Source organism: Amycolatopsis sp. NPDC003676 (assembly GCF_053587275.1).
On record NZ_JBSFNS010000032.1, the window covers coordinates 32,663 to 47,957 of the forward strand.

Genomic DNA, 15,295 nt, shown 5'->3' on the forward strand with positions numbered 1-15,295 from the left:
GTGGCCACGTTGTCCGTGCCCGCGGTCGCTGAAGCGGCTTCGCCGACAGGGCCGGTTTTCACCGATGGTCAAGCACAACCGGTCTTCGATCCGGCTGACGTCATCCGCGAAGACGTCTGGGTCACCGCGCCGGTCGACAGTGACCATGACGGCAAGCCTGACCTCGTACACGCGCAAGTGGTGCGTCCGCGCGCCACGGAGCTGGGCATGAAGGTGCCTGTCGTGTACGAGGCGAGCCCGTACTTCGCGGGCGGCAACGACGTGCCGAACCACGACGTCGACACCGAGCTGTACGTGCCGGGTCCGCACGTCGCGGCACCGATCGGGTGGAGCTACCAGAACTACTTCGCCGCGCGCGGATTCGCTGTCGTGTACGGCGAATCCCTCGGCACCGGGCTGTCCACCGGCTGTCCGACGACCGGCGACGTGAACGAGACGATCGGCGCGCGTTCAGTGGTCGACTGGCTGAACGGTCGCGCCGAAGCGCACGACAAGGCCGGAGCGCCCGTCGCGGCGACCTGGAGCACGGGGAAGACCGGCATGATGGGCGTGTCGTACAACGGCACGCTGCCCAACGCGGTGGCGAGCACCGGTGTCGAAGGGCTCGAGACAATCGTGCCGATCGCCGCCATTTCTAGCTGGTACGGCTACTACCGGAATGCCGGCGCGGTCGTCGCTCCCGGCGGTTACCAGGGCGAGGACACGGACGTGCTCGCCGGCTACGTCTATTCGCGCGCTGACCGGCAGGTCTGCCGTCCGGTGCTCGACGGCCTCACCGCCGATCAGGACCGGCTGACCGGGGATTACAGCCAGTTCTGGGACGTGCGGAACTACCGCGACGACGTCGGGAAGGTGCACGCGTCGGTGCTCGCGGTGCACGGGCTGAACGACTGGAACGTGAAGACCGAGCAGGTCGCGACCTGGTACGAAGCGCTGAAGAAGCACGGCGTCGACCACAAGATCTGGCTGCACCAGTCCGGCCACGCGGACCCGATTTCGCTGCGCCGCGACGTCTGGCTCACGACGCTGAACAAGTGGATGTCGCACTACCTCTACGGCATCGACAACGGCATCGAGCGCGAGCCGAAGGCGACGATCCAGCGCGAGGACAAGTCGTGGGTCGACGAGGCCGAATGGCCCGCGCCAGGCACCTCGGACGTCGAGCTGCACCCGTGGCCGGGCGGACGTTCGACCGGGACGCTCGACCGGCAGCCGGTGCCCGGCCGTCCGACCGTCGAAACGCTGGCCGACGACGCGAGCAAGAAGATCGAACAGCTCGCCGACGCGGCGTCGTCCGGGAACCGCTTGCGCTACCGCACTTCCGCGGTCACGGAGCCGGTCCGGCTGTCCGGAACCGCGAAAGCTGACCTGCGGCTGTCGTTCGACCGCCCTGCCGCGAACGTCACCGCGGTGCTGCTGGACCGTGCGCCGGACGGCACTTCCCACGTGATCAGCCGGGGCTGGACGGATCCGCAGAACCGCGTCAGCCCGTCGGTCACGTCGCCGATCACGCCCGGACAGCGGTACCGCATCGAGGTTTCGCTGATGCCGAAGGACTACATCGTGGCCGCGGGGCATCGGCTGGAGTTCGTGCTGGCGTCCAGCGACCACGACTTCACGCTGCGGCCGGAGCCGGGCACCGGGCTGTCGCTTGACCTGACCGGGACGACGGTGACGCTGCCGATCGTCGGCGGGAAGCAGGCGTTCTACTCGGCGATCCCGGCGCGGTAGGCGAACGCGACGGCTTGGGCGCGGTCGCGCAGGCCCGCCTTGGAGAACAGGTGATTGACGTGCGTCTTCACCGTCGCCTCGCTGACCACGAGGGTGCGCGCGATCTCCGTGTTCGACAGGCCGGCCGCGATCAGCCGCAACACCTCGACTTCGCGCGCGGTAAGGCCTTCGAGTTCTTTCGTGCGCACGGGGGAGCGGCTTGTCGCGGCCGCTACCAGCCGTTGCTGGAGCGCGCCGTCCACAGTGGACTGACCGGCGGCCGCGGAACGGAGCGCGCGGACGATCGCGTCGGCGTCGGCGTCCTTCGTGAGGAAGCCGCGGGCACCTGCTTTGAGCGCGGCGAGCAGGGAATCGTCGTCGGCGTACGTGGTGAGGACGACTACTTCGGTCTTCGGATGCTGCGCGCGGACCAGTTCGGTCGTCTCGACGCCGTCGCGGTTCGGCATGCGCAGGTCAACGAGCAGTACGTCTGGCTGGTGCTCGGCGACAAGTTCGAGAGCCTGTACGCCGTCTGCCGCCGCGCCTACGACCTCGACGCCCGGCAGGAGCCCTAGGAGCGTTACGAGCCCTTCGCGCACCACTGCCTGGTCGTCGGCCAGCACCACGCGAAGCGTCACGCCGGCACTGTGAGCTGAATCCGCCATCCGTCCTCCCCAGGGCCGCATTCGAGCTTCCCGTTCAACAGTGCGACCCGTTCGCCCATGCCACGCAAACCGTATCCCGGCGACGGCGGCTCCGGCGGACGGCGGCCTTGGTGGTCGATGATCGTTAAGTCGACTTCGTCTTTGTTGAAGGCCACCGTGACGTCGACGGCGGGACCGCCCGCGTGTTTGCGCGAGTTCGCGAGGGCCTCCTGTACGGCGCGTACGAGCGTGGTGCCGACAGCTGCGTCTAGCTCGCGTGGTTCGCCTTCGATCACGAGGTCGGCGCGAGAGCCGGTGTCGAGCCTGTACGCGGCTAGCAGGTCTGAGACCGAGCGTTCCACGGGTACGGCGTCTTCGCGCAGCGCGGCGACCGCCTTGCGCGCTTCGGCGAGACCGTCTGTCGCCAGCTTCTGCGCGCGTTCTATCTGCGCGAGAGACTCTTCGCTCGCACCGTCGCGGACCAGCATCAGGCGCGCGCCCTGAAGGTTGAGCGCGAGACCGGCGAGGGAGTGCGCGAGGACGTCGTGCAGTTCGCGGGCGATGCGCGCGCGTTCGGCGAGCGCGGCGGCGCGGGCGTGTTCCTCGCTGGCGGTCTGGGCGCGGGCGAGCGCGAGTTCGGTCTGCTCCAGCCGTTCCGCGCGACCCCGGCGGTTGATGGCGAGCAGCACCATCACGACGAGGATCGCGAAGAGGGCGACCGCGTTCAGCCAATCGAGGTCGTAGGCGATCGACCAGACGAGGATCGCCGCCGAAGCCACGGCGAGGGCGACCGCCGCCGCGATCCGGCTGCTCACGCGCAGGGTGTAGAAGACCGCGCCGAACATCGTCGTCGAGGTCCAGCTGCTCGGCTGGATGATCCAGAGCGCTCCCGCCGCCGCGACCACGGCGATCATGGTCACGGGCATCAGCCAGCGCGGTTTCGACTCGCGGGTGAGCCAGAGCGCCGGGACGGACAGCACGAGGACCAGCCCGATCAGCGGCCACGCCCACGGCCGCGCGTTCGGGATCGCGAACAGAGGCGGCACGGCGAGCACGCCCCAGCGCACCCAGTCGGCGCCCTCGAACCGCCGCCGGGCGTTGGCGAGCGAGGCCGCCGGTGTGCCCATGGGCCCTCCCTGTCGTCTTGTACGGAAAATGTACTGGCTCGGGCTTGGCTGGAGGTGCTCGGACATTTCCCCCACCAGGAGGTACGCCCCATGTCCAGATTGAGACGGTTCGCGGCGGTCGCGGCCGCGGTGGCCTTGCCCGCGTGCGGCCTGACGCTCGCCGCCCAGTCGGCGGCGTCCGCGGCCCCCAACTTCCAGGTGCCGTTCAAGTGCGGCGTCACGGTCACCGCGGCGACCTTCAGCGGCCACAACCCGGCCAACTCGGTCGACTTCCAGAAGTCCGGCATCACCGGCATGCCGGTGCTCGCGGCCGCGCCCGGGACGGTCACGCGCGTCGCGAACGAGGGCAGCACCAGCTACGGCCGCTGGATCGAACTGGACCACGGCGGCGGCTGGCGGACCCGGTACGCGCACCTGTCCGAGCAGGAAGTCTCGGTGGGCCAGAGCGTCGGGCAGGGCAAGGAGATCGGCAAGGCGGGCGCGACCGGCGGGGTGACCGGACCGCACCTGCACTTCGAAGAGAACTTGAACGGCGTGACGCAGAAGGCCGTGCTGAACGGCGTCGCGGTGCCATACTACGGCAAGAAGGACTTCACGAGCAAGAACGGCTGCGGCGGCAACCCGTACTCGGCGACGCAGGTGTGCGGGTCGGGCTTCTCGGTGATCGACCAGCAGGCGCTGGGGACGGCGGGCACCGCGTACCTGCTGTACAACTCGTCCTCCAAAGAGAACTGCGTGACGACCCTGAAGGCGGTTTCGCTGGGGACCGCCAGTGCGGCTTCGGCGTTCCTGGAGGTGCAGGGCTCGACCAGGGCTACGGACTCGGGGAACTTCACCTACTACGCGGGTCCGGTGAAGAAGACCGCCGGTTCGACGTGCGTCAAGTGGGGCGGTTCGGTCGGCTCTTCGTCGTACGAAAGCCCGTTCGAACACTGCGGCTGAGTGTGTTGTGACCAGTGCTGCCGGAGCCTTTCGCTGGCTCCGGCAGCATTTGTCTATTGTGGACAGTTTTGTTGATGCACACACCACCGACAATTTCCGCTGGTCCTCTTCGCCGGTGACGCGGTTGTCCACAACGGCCTGCCGTCGTCCACAGATTTGCCGCGCTGGCCTTGACTCGCGCTTTTCCGGCGCACAGTGGAGGCGTGACCACCTCGACGCCGCCCGGCATCTCCCGGGCCACCCTCCGCAATCCGGCCGACCTCATCGCTTCCCTCCCGTACCTGCTCGGCTTCCGTCCCGCTGATTCCCTTGTGCTGCTGGGCCATCGCCTCCCCGGAACCACGATCGGCCTGATGCTGCGCGCCGACCTTCCGCCGCGAGAATTCCAGGCAGAGCAAGCGGAAGCGCTGATCCCGCGCTTCGCCGACCACGAGCACAACGGCGTCACCGTTGTCCTTGTCGGCGGCTTGCCTGACGAAAGCGGTCCACCCCATAGGGAATTCCTAGCCGAGCTTCGGCGGGTCCTGACTCGAAATAACCTCCGCCTGTTCCACGCACTGTGGGCCGCCGAGATCGAACCCGGTGCGCCTTGGTCGTGCTATCTGGATCCGGACTGCAGCGGCGTTGTGCCCGATCCGCAGGAAACGGTCATCGCCGCCGCGACTACGGAGGCGGGTTTCGTCGTCTTTCGCAGCCGTGAAGAGCTAGCCGCCTTGCTGGAACCGCGTTCCCCGGACGCGATCGCTCGTCGCGCCGAACTGCTGGCGTCGTCCCCGGAACCGTTGTACAGCCCCGGAATGTCGCAAAGTGATGTCTTGGACGCTGCGGCGACCGAACTCCGCGACGCGTTCCTCCGCCAGCGCAGAGGTGCTGGCCCGCCCGACGACGACCAGGCCGTTCGGCTGGCTCACGCACTGATGTTCACCCCCATCCGTGACGCGTGCATGGCCCTTGCGGTCCCGCCGCATACGCCGCTGACCCGGGAGGCTGAGGAGGTGTGGCTGACGCTCGTCCGCGAATTGCCTCCGCCGCATCGCGCCGAGGCTGCGCTCTGTCTCGGGTACACCGCTTTGATGCGTGGGGAAGGCGCGTTGGCCGGGATGGCATTGGCGAACGCTGTCGAGGCCGATCCTAGCCATATGGTGGCGGAGTTGCTGCAGGCTGCCTGGAATATCGGCACGGACCCGGCGAAACTGATCGGCCTCGCCGACCTCAGTACGGCGGTGGATCTCGGGTTGTCTCCGCCTTCGGAACCGGGGAGTGCTGCCGAGCCGGGGCCGCCGAGGGGGATGCGATGAACGGGGCTGACCGCGCGGCGGGCCGGCGGGGAGCAGAGTTGCGCCCTCGCGAAACGGTTCATCGCCGAGACGGTGGAACGAGGTTCCGTCCGTGGCCTGCGCTGACGGCGCACCGTGAGTCCTCAGTGGACTTTCAGCGCCCGGCTAGGCGCACCGAGCGGTTCCCCGATCAAGGCCCCCGCAACGGAGCGGGGCGAGGATCCGCCTGAATCCCCGCCCCAAACCGCCAGACCCGAAGCAAATATCGCCCGCAGCCTGCCGCCGGCGGGCGGGAACCGTCGTCAGGAAAGACGCGACTGGGTGAACTGCCAAGCGTCCGTCACGATCCCGTCGAGGTCGGTCAGCTTGGGCGTCCAGCCGAGTTCGCCGTTGGCCTTGTCGCTCGACGCCACCAGCACCGACGGGTCGCCCGCGCGGCGCGGGGCCACCACGGCGGGGATCGCGTGCCCGGTCACCCGGCGGCAGGCCTCAACGACCTCCAGCACCGAGAAGCCGGTGCCGCTGCCGAGGTTGTAGATGCGGTGCTCGCCGGCGGCGGCGTGGCGCAGGGCGAGGAGGTGGGCGTCGGCGAGGTCGACCACGTGGATGTAGTCGCGGACGGCCGTTTTGTCGGGCGTCGGGTAGTCGTCGCCGTAGATGGAGATGTGTTCGCGGTCGCCGGTCGCGACCTGGAGAACGAGAGGAATGAGATGGGTTTCGGTGGTGTGCCGTTCGCCGAACGCGCCGTAGGCACCGGCCACGTTGAAGTACCGCAGGCTGACCGCGGCGATGCCGTGGGCGCGGGCGAAGCTGGTGATCGCGTGGTCGATGGCGAGCTTCGAGGCGCCGTAGGTGTTGGTCGGCTGCGTCGGGGCCGTTTCCGGGATCGGCGACACGTCGGGCTCGCCGTAGGTCGCCGCGGTCGAGGAGAACACCAGGCGCGGCGTGCCGTGCTTCTTCATCGCCTCCAGCAGTCGCAGCGAGGTCACCACGTTGCCTTCCCAGTACTTCGCCGGGTCGGCCATCGACTCGCCCACCAGCGACTTCGCGGCGAAGTGCAGCACGCCGTCGAAACCCTCGCCGAGAATGTCAGCGGCGACCTCGGCGGCGTCGCCCTCGACGAAACGCGCCTGCGGGTGCACCGCGTCCGCGTGCCCGGTCGACAGGTCGTCCACCACGGTGACCTGGTGACCCGCTTCGATGAGGCGGGCGGCGCACACGCTGCCCACGTACCCCGCGCCGCCCGTCACGATGAGCTTCAGGGGGCTTTGCTGGTCCGTCACGTCAAGGCCTTTCTGCTGAGGGGTGGCGACTCTGCGGCACAGTCTCCCCTCAGAGCGACGTGTCGGACCCTCCGGGGGTTGCTCCGGAAATCAGGCCTCGTCGCGGCCCGCGCCGCGCGACGGCACCGCGGTGAACATCCGCGGGCGGCGGAACCCGGCCTGCTCGCAGGCGGTTTCGACCGCGGTGCGCACTCCGTCCAGATCCTCGTCGCGGACCAGCGCGATCGCCGAGCCGCCGAACCCGCCGCCGGTCATCCGCGCGCCCAGCGCGCCGGCCGACCGGGCCGAGTCGACCGCGAGGTCGAGTTCGGGCGTCGAGATGCGGTAGTCGTCGCGCATGCTCACGTGCGAGGCGTCGAGGTACGGTCCGATTTCGGCGAGCTTCTTCTCGCGCAGCAATGCGACCACGTCGAGCACCCGCTGATTCTCGGTGACCACATGGCGCACCAGCGGAACCAGGTCCTCGGGCAGTCGCGCGAGGGCTTCGTCGAGGCCGTCGAGCGCGACGTCGCGCAGCGCCTTCACGCCGAGCAGTTCCGCCGCGCGCTCGGTGCCGCGCCGCCGCGCGCCGTAGCCGCCGTCGGTGTGGGAATGCTTGGTGCGGGTGTCCATGATCAGCACCCGGAGCCCGGCCTCGCCGAGCGGGAACGGCACCTGCTCCATCTCGCCCGAGCGGACGTCGAGGAACAGCACCCGCGAGTCCTCGCAGCACAGCGACGCCGTCTGGTCGAGCAGCCCGGTGGGCGCGCCGACGAAGTCGTTTTCCGACCGCTGCACCCAGCGCGCGATCTCCGGACGCGCGGGAGTGTTCGCTCCGCCGTCTTCGAGTTCCACCCCGGCCACGCCCAGCAACGCCAGCGAAACCGCGCATTCCAGCGCGTGAGAGGAGGAAAGCCCGGCCCCGGAAGGCACGTCGCCGGCGATGACCAGGTCCGCTCCGTCGGCAAAACCCTGGTCGCGCAGCACCCACGCCACCCCGGCGGGATACGCGGCCCATCCGGGCACCGAACCCGGTTCGAGCGCGGCGATGTCGTGCGGGCCGGAGTGCTGCAGCTGCCCGTCGTCGCCGAGGGTGGCGACCTGGAGCTTGCCGTCCTGGCGCGGGGAAGCGGCCGCGGCGAGCCGGTGCGGGAGCGCGAAGGGCAGCACAAAACCGTCGTTGTAGTCGGTGTGCTCGCCGATCAGGTTCACCCGGCCCGGCGCGGACCACACGCCTGCCGGGGCTCGCCCGTGGACCTCCCGGAACGCGCGCGCCGCGTCGGTCGCCGGGGTCACTTGGCGAGCGCCAGCACGGCGTGCAGCGCCGCGGTGGACACCTGCGCCGTGGTCTCGGTGCCCTTGACCTCGACGGTCGCGCTGCCGCCGGAAGCCCTGCCGACCGTGACGAGCCCGCCGGGCACGATCCCGACCGTCCGCAGCTCGGTGAGCAGCGACTCGTCGAGCTGCACGTGCTCGGCGATGCGGCGGATCTCCACCTCGCCGCCGCCGGTGCGGGCGTACTCGTCGAGGCGCACCAGGCCGTCCTCGGCGCGCGGCGCGGGATCGCCGTCGCCGAGCTTGTCCAGGCCGGGGATCGGGTTGCCGTAGGGCGACGTGGTCGGGTGGTCGAGCAGCTTCACCAGCTTGCGCTCGACGGCCTCGCTCATCACGTGCTCCCAGCGGCACGCCTCGTTGTGCACGTGCTCCCACTCGAGGCCGATCACGTCGACGAGGAGGCGTTCGGCGAGCCGGTGCTTGCGCATGACCGCGACGGCGAGGTCGTGGCCGTGGTCGGTGAGCTGCAGATGCCGGTCGTCGGCGACGACGACCAGCCCGTCGCGCTCCATCCTGGCCACGGTCTGGCTCACGGTGGGCCCGCTCTGCTGCAGCCGCTCCGCGATCCGGGCCCGCAGCGGGACGACACCTTCCTCTTCGAGCTCGTAGATGGTACGCAGGTACATCTCGGTGGTGTCGATGAGATCGTTCACGCTGTCCCCTTCGTCCGCGTAGCTCATCGTAGTCGTTGGCCCCGACAGCGACGGCCCGCCTCGGCGTAACGGCGCGGCCCCGCCGAAAAGTCCTGCCCTGATGCGCGAACCGCGTCCGGACCTGCAGGATGGGGCCATGCGACCGTTGATCTCGCCCGCTGAGCTCGCCGCGTTCCCCGATCGCGAGCGTCCCGTCGTGCTGGACGTCCGCTGGCGGCTCGGCGGACCGCCCGGAGCGGAGTCCTACCAGGAGGGACACGTGCCCGGGGCGGTGTTCGTCGACCTCGACACGGCGCTGGCCTCGCCGCCAGGAGACGGCGGCCGACACCCGCTGCCCGACCCCGCCGTGCTGCAGCGTGAGCTGCGCAAAGCGGGCGTTCGGGACGGGCGTCCGGTGGTCGTGTACGACGACGCCGACGGCTCGGTCGCCGCGCGGGCCTGGTGGCTGCTGCGCTGGGCCGGCCATCCGGAGGTCGCGGTGCTCGACGGCGGTTACACAGCGTGGCTGGCCGAGGGGCGGGAAGTGACGGCCGAGGCGTCGTCGCCGGAGCCGGGCGACATCGAGGTCAAGCCGGGCGGCATGCCGGTCCTGTCGGCGGACGACGCGGCGGCGCTCGCGCGCGAAGGCGTGCTGTTCGACGCGCGGGCGCACGTCCGCTACACAGGCGAGACCGAGCCGGTCGACCCGCGCGCCGGGCACATCCCGGGTGCGGTGAGCGCGCCGCCGTCCGAGCACGCGGGTGCGGACGGGCGCTGGAAGTCGCCGTCCGAGCTTGCCGAGCGGTTCGCGTCGCTGGGTTTGGCCGAGGGCGTTCCGGTCGGCGCTTACTGCGGTTCGGGCGTGACCGCGTCCTCGGTGGTGCTCGCGCTGGAGGTAGCCGGGCGTGCGGAGCCCGCGGCGCTGTATGCGGGGTCGTGGTCGCACTGGTCGCGGGATCCGGAACGTCCGGCGGCCACCGGCCCCGAACGCGGCTGAATTCGCCGGAACTTTCGGTGCCGCGGGCCGACTTCTCGTCCGGAAGGCTTTTCCAGGCGAGAGGCGGCGTTCATGGAGCGAAGGACATTCCTGCGCGGGTCGGCGGCGGCCGGAGCGGCGATGGCGGCGACGTCCGCCGCGGCGGTACCGACTGCTGCTGCGGCGGCTGGGGCTGCTGCAGGGACCGAGGCTGCATCGACCGGAGCAGCGACCGGGGCGGCGGCGACTGAGGCCGCGGTCGGGCGGCGGCCGTTGCGGGTGCAGGTCGTGTTGTTCGACGGCGTCGAGGAGCAGGACTTCGCCGGTCCGTACGAGGTGTTCTCCGCGGCGGGCATGCACGCGAAGCGCGGCACGGACGTTTCATACGTGCGCGTGGACGGGCCGGGCTTCGTGCGCGCTTCGTACGGGACGAAGGTGGAGGTCGAGCGCGGCTGGTCCCCGCAGGACGCTGACATCATCGTCGTGCCCGGCGGCGGTTACGGGAAGCGGAAGGGTCCGGGCATCTGGGCGGAGATCGACCGCCGGGTGCTGCCGGACGCGCTCGCCGCCGCGCCGCGCAAGGGGCTGACTCTGGCGTCGCTCTGCACGGGCACGCTTCTGCTCGGCGCGGCCGGACTGGTGCGCGGACGTCCGTGCACGACGCACCACGGCGCGGTCGAGACGCTTGTCCAGCAGGGAGGCGTGGTCAAGAAAGCCCGCGTGGTCGACGACGGCGACGTGGTCACCTCGGGCGGCATCACGAGCGGGCTGGACCTGGCCTTGTGGCTGGTCAAACGGGAACTCGGCGCCGACGCGGCGGCCGGGCTGGAGGAGATGCTGGAGTACGAGGCGCGCGGCGTCGTCTGGACGCGCGGCTGAGTTTCGCCCCGCCGCGGAATCCGGCGGCTGAAGGGGCGCGTGGGTGGGTTCTGGCCTGTTGCGGAACCCGGCTCGGGGCGCGGCGGGGAAGTACAGTGCGGGGCATGTCGTCGCCTGCAGTTGTCTGGGATCCGTCGCTGCTGAAGTACGACCTGGGCGGGCACCATCCGTTCAACCCCGTCCGGCTCGACCTCACCGTGCGGCTCGCCGCTGAGCTGGGCGTGCTCGACGGGGTCGAACTGCTCGTGCCCACCGCGGCCGGCGACGAGGAGCTGCTGCGCGTGCACGCGCCCGAGTACTTGGCCGCGGTGCGGGAGGCTCCGGACGTCAGCTGGGACGTCGGGCACGGGCTCGGGACCGACGACAACCCCGTGTTCCCCGGGATGCACGACGCGACCGCGCTGGTCGTGGGCTCGACGCTGCTCGCCGCCCGCAAGATCGCCGACGGCGAGGTGCGGCGGGCAGTCAACATCGCGGGCGGGCTGCACCACGCGATGCGCGATCACGCCTCCGGGTTCTGCATCTACAACGACTGCGCGATCGCCATCTCGTGGCTGCTCGACCACGGCTTCGACCGCATCGCGTACGTCGACACCGACGTGCACCACGGCGACGGCGTCCAGGCCGCGTTTTACGACGACCCGCGCGTCCTCACCGTTTCGATGCACCAGCACCCGTTCACGCTCTGGCCCGGCACCGGCTACTCCGCCGAGGTCGGCAAGGGCAAGGCATCCGGCACGGCGGTGAACATCCCGCTGCCGCCGCACACGCGGGACCCCGGGTGGCTGCGGGCGTTCGACGCGGTCGTTCCCGCTGTGCTGCAAGAGTTCCAGCCGCAGCTGCTCGTCACGCAGTGCGGGGTCGACTCGCACGAGGAAGACCCGATGGCGGACATGTCCCTGTCGGTCGACGGCCACCGCACCATCTACTCCACCCTGCGCGACCTCGCCGAACGCTATGCGAACGGCCGCTGGCTGGCCGTCGGCGGCGGGGGATACCAGCTGATCCGCGTGGTGCCGCGCTCGTGGACGCACCTGATGGCGACCGTGCTGGACCGCGATGTCCCGCCGGAAACGCCGCTGCCGCCCGGCTGGGTCTCGACGGTCACGCGCGCGGCTCCGGCGGCCGACCTCCCCGCCGCGATGACCGACGGCAAGGACACCGCCTTCAAACCGTGGGGCGACGACGCGGACGACCCGGTGGACATCGCGATCCGCGACACCCGCCGCGCGATCTTCCCGCTGCACGGCCTCGACCCGGACGATCCGAGGGACTGACCATGCCCGACCAGCCTCGCCATCCCGGCTCCGGCGCGCACCGCACGACGCCCGGGCCAGGAGCGCGGAATCCCGAAGGCACCGGAACGCTCGGATCGGCCGCCGCCAAGCACAGCGAGGGCGGCGCACCGGGCGGACCCGCGCGGAGCGGCGTGCCGGGTGCCTCCGGCGGGGCTTCGACCGCGAACCCGGCGGCTGGCGGACGCGCGGCCTCGGAACGGCTTGCGCCAGCTGGAGAACCCGGGGCGATGAGCGGCGGTGGGCGATGAATGGCGGCGATGCGACGGGCGGCGACGGGACGGCGGGTGAGACTGGAGCCGCCGGTTTCGGGATGAGTGGAAACGCGCCGGTGGGGAACTCCGCCGCGGACAGCAGCAACGCGGCGTCCGGCCCGTCCGCGGCCAGGGAACCCGGCGCGGCGGACGGGAGCGCCACGGCGAGAGGTGAGGCGATGTCTGGCGATTTCGGAGCGGAGGATTCTGCGGCGGCTGGCAAGCGGGTGGCGTCGGACCATTCCGCTTCGGCAGAGCACCCCGTCCCAAGCGGAAAGCGCGATCCTTACGACTACCCCCGCGATTGGGAAGCCGACGTCGTCCTCTCCGACGGCGGCACTGTCCACTTGCGACCCGTCGTGCCCAGTGACGCCGACGGGCTCGTCGCGTTGCACGGCAGGCTTTCCGAGCGCACCCGGTACTTCCGGTATTTCGGCGCCTACCCTCGCATCCCGCCGCGGGATCTTGAGCGGTTTTCCACTGTGGACCACCACGATCGGGTCGCGTTTGTGGCCTTGCTCGGGGACGACGTGGTCGCGGTGGGGCGCTACGAGCGGCTCGATCAGGGGCCGTCGGCGGAGGTCGCGTTCGTCGTGGACGACAAGCATCAGGGGCGCGGGCTCGGGTCGATTCTGCTGGAGCACCTCGCGGCGGCGGCGTCGGAGAGCGGGCTGCGGCGGTTCGTCGCGGAGGTGCTGAGCGAGAACGCGGCGATGGTGCGCGTGTTCCGCGACGCGGGCTACCAGGTCAGCCGCGCGATCGAGGAAGGCGTGCTGCATCTCGAGTTCGACATCGACCCCACGGAGGAGTCGCTCGCGGTCGCGCGGTCGCGGGAGCAAGCCGCGGAGGCGCGGAGTGTGCACAATCTGCTCCATCCGGACACGGTGGCGGTGATCGGGGCGTCGGCGGATCCCACCAAGGTCGGGCATGTCGCGTTCGCCAACATGCTCGCGGCCGACTTCGCGGGGGCCGTTTACCCGGTCAATCCGGAGCATCGGTCGGTTCGCGGGGTGCGGGCGTATCCGTCGGTGCTGGATATTCCGGATCCCGTCGATCTCGCGTTGGTGGCGGTGCCCGCGGAGGCTGTCGAATCGGTGTTGGACGCTTGTTTGGCCAAGGGCGTCAAGACGCTGGTGATCGTGTCCGGCGGGTTCGCCGAGTCCGGGCCGCTCGGGTTGCACGCGGAGTTGCGGCTGGTCGGCGAGGCGCGGGCGCACGGGATGCGCGTAGTCGGGCCGAATGCGTTGGGGGTGCTGAACACCGCGAAGGACGTTCGACTCAATGCGACGCTCGCGCCGCGATTGCCGAAGCGGGGGCGGACTGGGTTCTTCTGTCAGTCAGGCGCGCTCGGGACGGCGATTCTTGCCGACGCGGGGTCGCGCGGGCTCGGGTTGTCGACGTTTGTGTCGGCGGGCAACCGGGCGGATGTGTCCGGCAATGATCTGCTGCAGTATTGGGAAACCGATCCCGACACCGATCTGGTGTTGCTGTATCTGGAGTCGTTCGGCAACCCGCGGAAGTTCGCGCGGCTCGCGCGCAGGTTGGCGCGGTCGAAGCCGATCGTGGCGGTGAAGTCCGGGCGGCATGCGGTGCGGCCGCAGCTCGCGGCGACGTCGGCGGAGGTCGACGAGGCCAGTGTGCAGGCGTTGTTCGAGCAGGCTGGCGTTGTACGCGTTGAGTCGCTGGCGCAGTTGTTCGACACGGCGCTGGTGTTCGCGCATCAGCCGTTGCCGGCGGGGCCTCGGATCGGGATTGTCGGGAACTCCAGTGCGATCGGGTTGCTGGCCGCCGACACCGCCCGCGCGGAGGGGCTGCGGCTGGCGTTCGATCCGGTCGACATCGGGCCGCAAGCGGGACCGGACGAGTTCGCGACGGCGGTGCGCGAAGCGTTGGATTCGCCGGAGACCGACGCGTTGATAGCGGTCTTCGCGCCGCCGGTGGCGATTCCGGGGGCTGCGTACGCGCGAGCGTTGCGCGAAGCGGTGTCGGAAATGAAGCAGTCGAAGCCGATTGTCTCGACGTTCCTTGCGGCGGAGGGCGTGCCGGACGAGCTGGCGGTGCTGTCCGACGACGGGGTGCCGACGCGTGGGTCGATTCCGTCGTATTCGAGTCCGGAGCGCGCGGTGAACGCGTTGGCGCGCGTGGTGCGGTACGCGGCGTGGCGGCAGCGGCCGCAGGGGACGTTGGTGCGGCCGGGCGGGCTGCATGTCGAGCAGGCGCAGGAGATCGTGCGCGAGTTGTTGCCGGAGGACGGCAGTTCGACGCTGTTGTCGGACGACGACGTGGTGCGGTTGCTCAGCTGTTACGGCGTGGATGTGGTGCCGTTCCGGGTGGCGTCCAGTGAGGACAGCGCAGTGGCCGCCGCGGCTGAACTCGGTTACCCCGTCACGTTGAAGGCGGTGGACGAGCGGTTGCGGGGGCGGCCGGACTTCGCGGGCGTACGGCTTGACCTGATGTCCGAAGACTCCGTACGCGGTGCGTACCGGGATCTGTGCGCGGTGTCGGGCGACGAAGACGTGTACGTGCAACGGATGGCGCCGAAGGGGCTGTCGTGCGCGATCGGGCTGCAGGACGATCCGTCGTTCGGCACGCTCGTGTCGTTCGGGCTGTCCGGGTTGGTCAGCACGCTGCTTGGCGACCGCGCGTACCGGGCGGTGCCGTTGACGGACGTCGACGCGGCGACGCTGATTCGTGAGCCGCGTACGTCGCCGTTGCTGACGGGGTATCGCGGCGACGAGCCTGCGGACCTCGCTGCGTTGCAGGACATGGTGTTGCGCGTCGCGGCGCTCGCGGAGGACAACCCCGAGGTGCGGTCGTTGGCGTTGGATCCGATCCTCGCGTCGCCGGACGGGGCGTTCGTCGCCAACGCGCGGCTGGTGGTGGGCGCACCGCCGACGCGGCCGGATACCGGACCGCGTCGGCTGCGGCACATCACGCCGTTGGACTCGTGAGCGGCGATCGC

The 15,295-nt window shown here is 70.4% G+C and carries 12 protein-coding genes; 7 read left to right on the top strand and 5 right to left on the bottom strand.

Going from position 1 to position 15,295, the window contains the following annotated elements; translation table 11 throughout:
• Positions 1–1,731, top strand: coding sequence for a Xaa-Pro dipeptidyl-peptidase (locus ACWDNU_RS20450; RefSeq protein WP_449670049.1), 1,731 nt, complete (start codon positions 1–3; stop codon positions 1,729–1,731).
• Here the strand turns inward: ACWDNU_RS20450 and ACWDNU_RS20455 are convergent.
• A complete protein-coding gene (locus ACWDNU_RS20455; protein ID WP_377872677.1) occupies positions 1,707–2,348 on the bottom strand; it encodes a response regulator in 642 nt (213 codons plus the stop codon). The genes ACWDNU_RS20450 and ACWDNU_RS20455 overlap by 25 nt on opposite strands.
• Positions 2,345–3,481 carry a sensor histidine kinase gene (locus ACWDNU_RS20460; RefSeq protein ID WP_449670050.1) on the bottom strand — a complete coding sequence of 379 codons (1,137 nt, stop codon included), beginning with the start codon at positions 3,479–3,481 and terminating at the stop codon, positions 2,345–2,347. The genes ACWDNU_RS20455 and ACWDNU_RS20460 overlap by 4 nt, the downstream gene beginning before the upstream one ends.
• 90 nt (positions 3,482–3,571) lie before the next feature.
• Between ACWDNU_RS20460 and ACWDNU_RS20465 the strand changes: the two genes are divergently transcribed.
• Positions 3,572–4,423, top strand: coding sequence for a M23 family metallopeptidase (locus ACWDNU_RS20465; protein WP_449670051.1), 852 nt, complete (start codon positions 3,572–3,574; stop codon positions 4,421–4,423).
• A 203-nt stretch (positions 4,424–4,626) separates the two neighbouring features.
• Positions 4,627–5,721 carry a DUF4192 domain-containing protein gene (locus tag ACWDNU_RS20470; RefSeq protein WP_449670052.1) on the top strand — a complete coding sequence of 365 codons (1,095 nt, stop codon included), beginning with the start codon at positions 4,627–4,629 and terminating at the stop codon, positions 5,719–5,721.
• Positions 5,722–6,002: 281 nt separating this feature from the next.
• On the opposite strand, the gene galE is transcribed toward ACWDNU_RS20470, so the two are convergent.
• The 3 genes from galE to ACWDNU_RS20485 all read right to left on the bottom strand — a co-directional run bounded on the left by galE (position 6,003) and on the right by ACWDNU_RS20485 (position 8,977).
• Positions 6,003–6,983, bottom strand: coding sequence for a UDP-glucose 4-epimerase GalE (gene galE, locus ACWDNU_RS20475; protein ID WP_449670053.1), 981 nt, complete (start codon positions 6,981–6,983; stop codon positions 6,003–6,005).
• A 90-nt stretch (positions 6,984–7,073) separates the two neighbouring features.
• Positions 7,074–8,258, bottom strand: coding sequence for a galactokinase (galK, locus tag ACWDNU_RS20480; RefSeq protein ID WP_449670054.1), 1,185 nt, complete (start codon positions 8,256–8,258; stop codon positions 7,074–7,076).
• Positions 8,255–8,977, bottom strand: a complete 723-nt coding sequence (locus ACWDNU_RS20485) for a metal-dependent transcriptional regulator (protein ID WP_449670055.1) — start codon at positions 8,975–8,977, stop codon at positions 8,255–8,257. Before ACWDNU_RS20485 ends, galK begins: the two co-directional genes overlap by 4 nt.
• A 109-nt stretch (positions 8,978–9,086) precedes the next feature.
• Here ACWDNU_RS20485 and ACWDNU_RS20490 point away from each other — a divergent pair, with 109 nt between their 5' ends.
• The 4 genes from ACWDNU_RS20490 to ACWDNU_RS20505 all read left to right on the top strand — a co-directional run bounded on the left by ACWDNU_RS20490 (position 9,087) and on the right by ACWDNU_RS20505 (position 15,284).
• Positions 9,087–9,926, top strand: coding sequence for a sulfurtransferase (locus ACWDNU_RS20490; protein WP_449670056.1), 840 nt, complete (start codon positions 9,087–9,089; stop codon positions 9,924–9,926).
• A 72-nt stretch (positions 9,927–9,998) separates the two neighbouring features.
• A complete protein-coding gene (locus ACWDNU_RS20495; RefSeq protein WP_449670057.1) occupies positions 9,999–10,784 on the top strand; it encodes a DJ-1/PfpI family protein in 786 nt (261 codons plus the stop codon).
• A gap of 104 nt (positions 10,785–10,888) precedes the next feature.
• Positions 10,889–12,061, top strand: coding sequence for an acetoin utilization protein AcuC (locus tag ACWDNU_RS20500; protein ID WP_449670058.1), 1,173 nt, complete (start codon positions 10,889–10,891; stop codon positions 12,059–12,061).
• A gap of 451 nt (positions 12,062–12,512) precedes the next feature.
• On the top strand, positions 12,513–15,284 hold the full coding sequence (locus ACWDNU_RS20505; RefSeq protein ID WP_449670059.1) for a bifunctional acetate--CoA ligase family protein/GNAT family N-acetyltransferase: 2,772 nt from the start codon (positions 12,513–12,515) through the stop codon (positions 15,282–15,284).
• Positions 15,285–15,295 lie beyond the last annotated feature (11 nt).

Coding starts and splice junctions, on each gene's coding strand:
- ACWDNU_RS20460 (WP_449670050.1), bottom strand. CDS start 3,481: ATGGGCACACCGGCGGCCTCGCTCGCCAACGCCCGGCGGCGGTTCGAG.
- ACWDNU_RS20465 (WP_449670051.1), top strand. CDS start 3,572: ATGTCCAGATTGAGACGGTTCGCGGCGGTCGCGGCCGCGGTGGCCTTG.
- ACWDNU_RS20485 (WP_449670055.1), bottom strand. CDS start 8,977: ATGAGCTACGCGGACGAAGGGGACAGCGTGAACGATCTCATCGACACC.
- ACWDNU_RS20490 (WP_449670056.1), top strand. CDS start 9,087: ATGCGACCGTTGATCTCGCCCGCTGAGCTCGCCGCGTTCCCCGATCGC.
- ACWDNU_RS20495 (WP_449670057.1), top strand. CDS start 9,999: ATGGAGCGAAGGACATTCCTGCGCGGGTCGGCGGCGGCCGGAGCGGCG.
- ACWDNU_RS20500 (WP_449670058.1), top strand. CDS start 10,889: ATGTCGTCGCCTGCAGTTGTCTGGGATCCGTCGCTGCTGAAGTACGAC.
- ACWDNU_RS20505 (WP_449670059.1), top strand. CDS start 12,513: ATGTCTGGCGATTTCGGAGCGGAGGATTCTGCGGCGGCTGGCAAGCGG.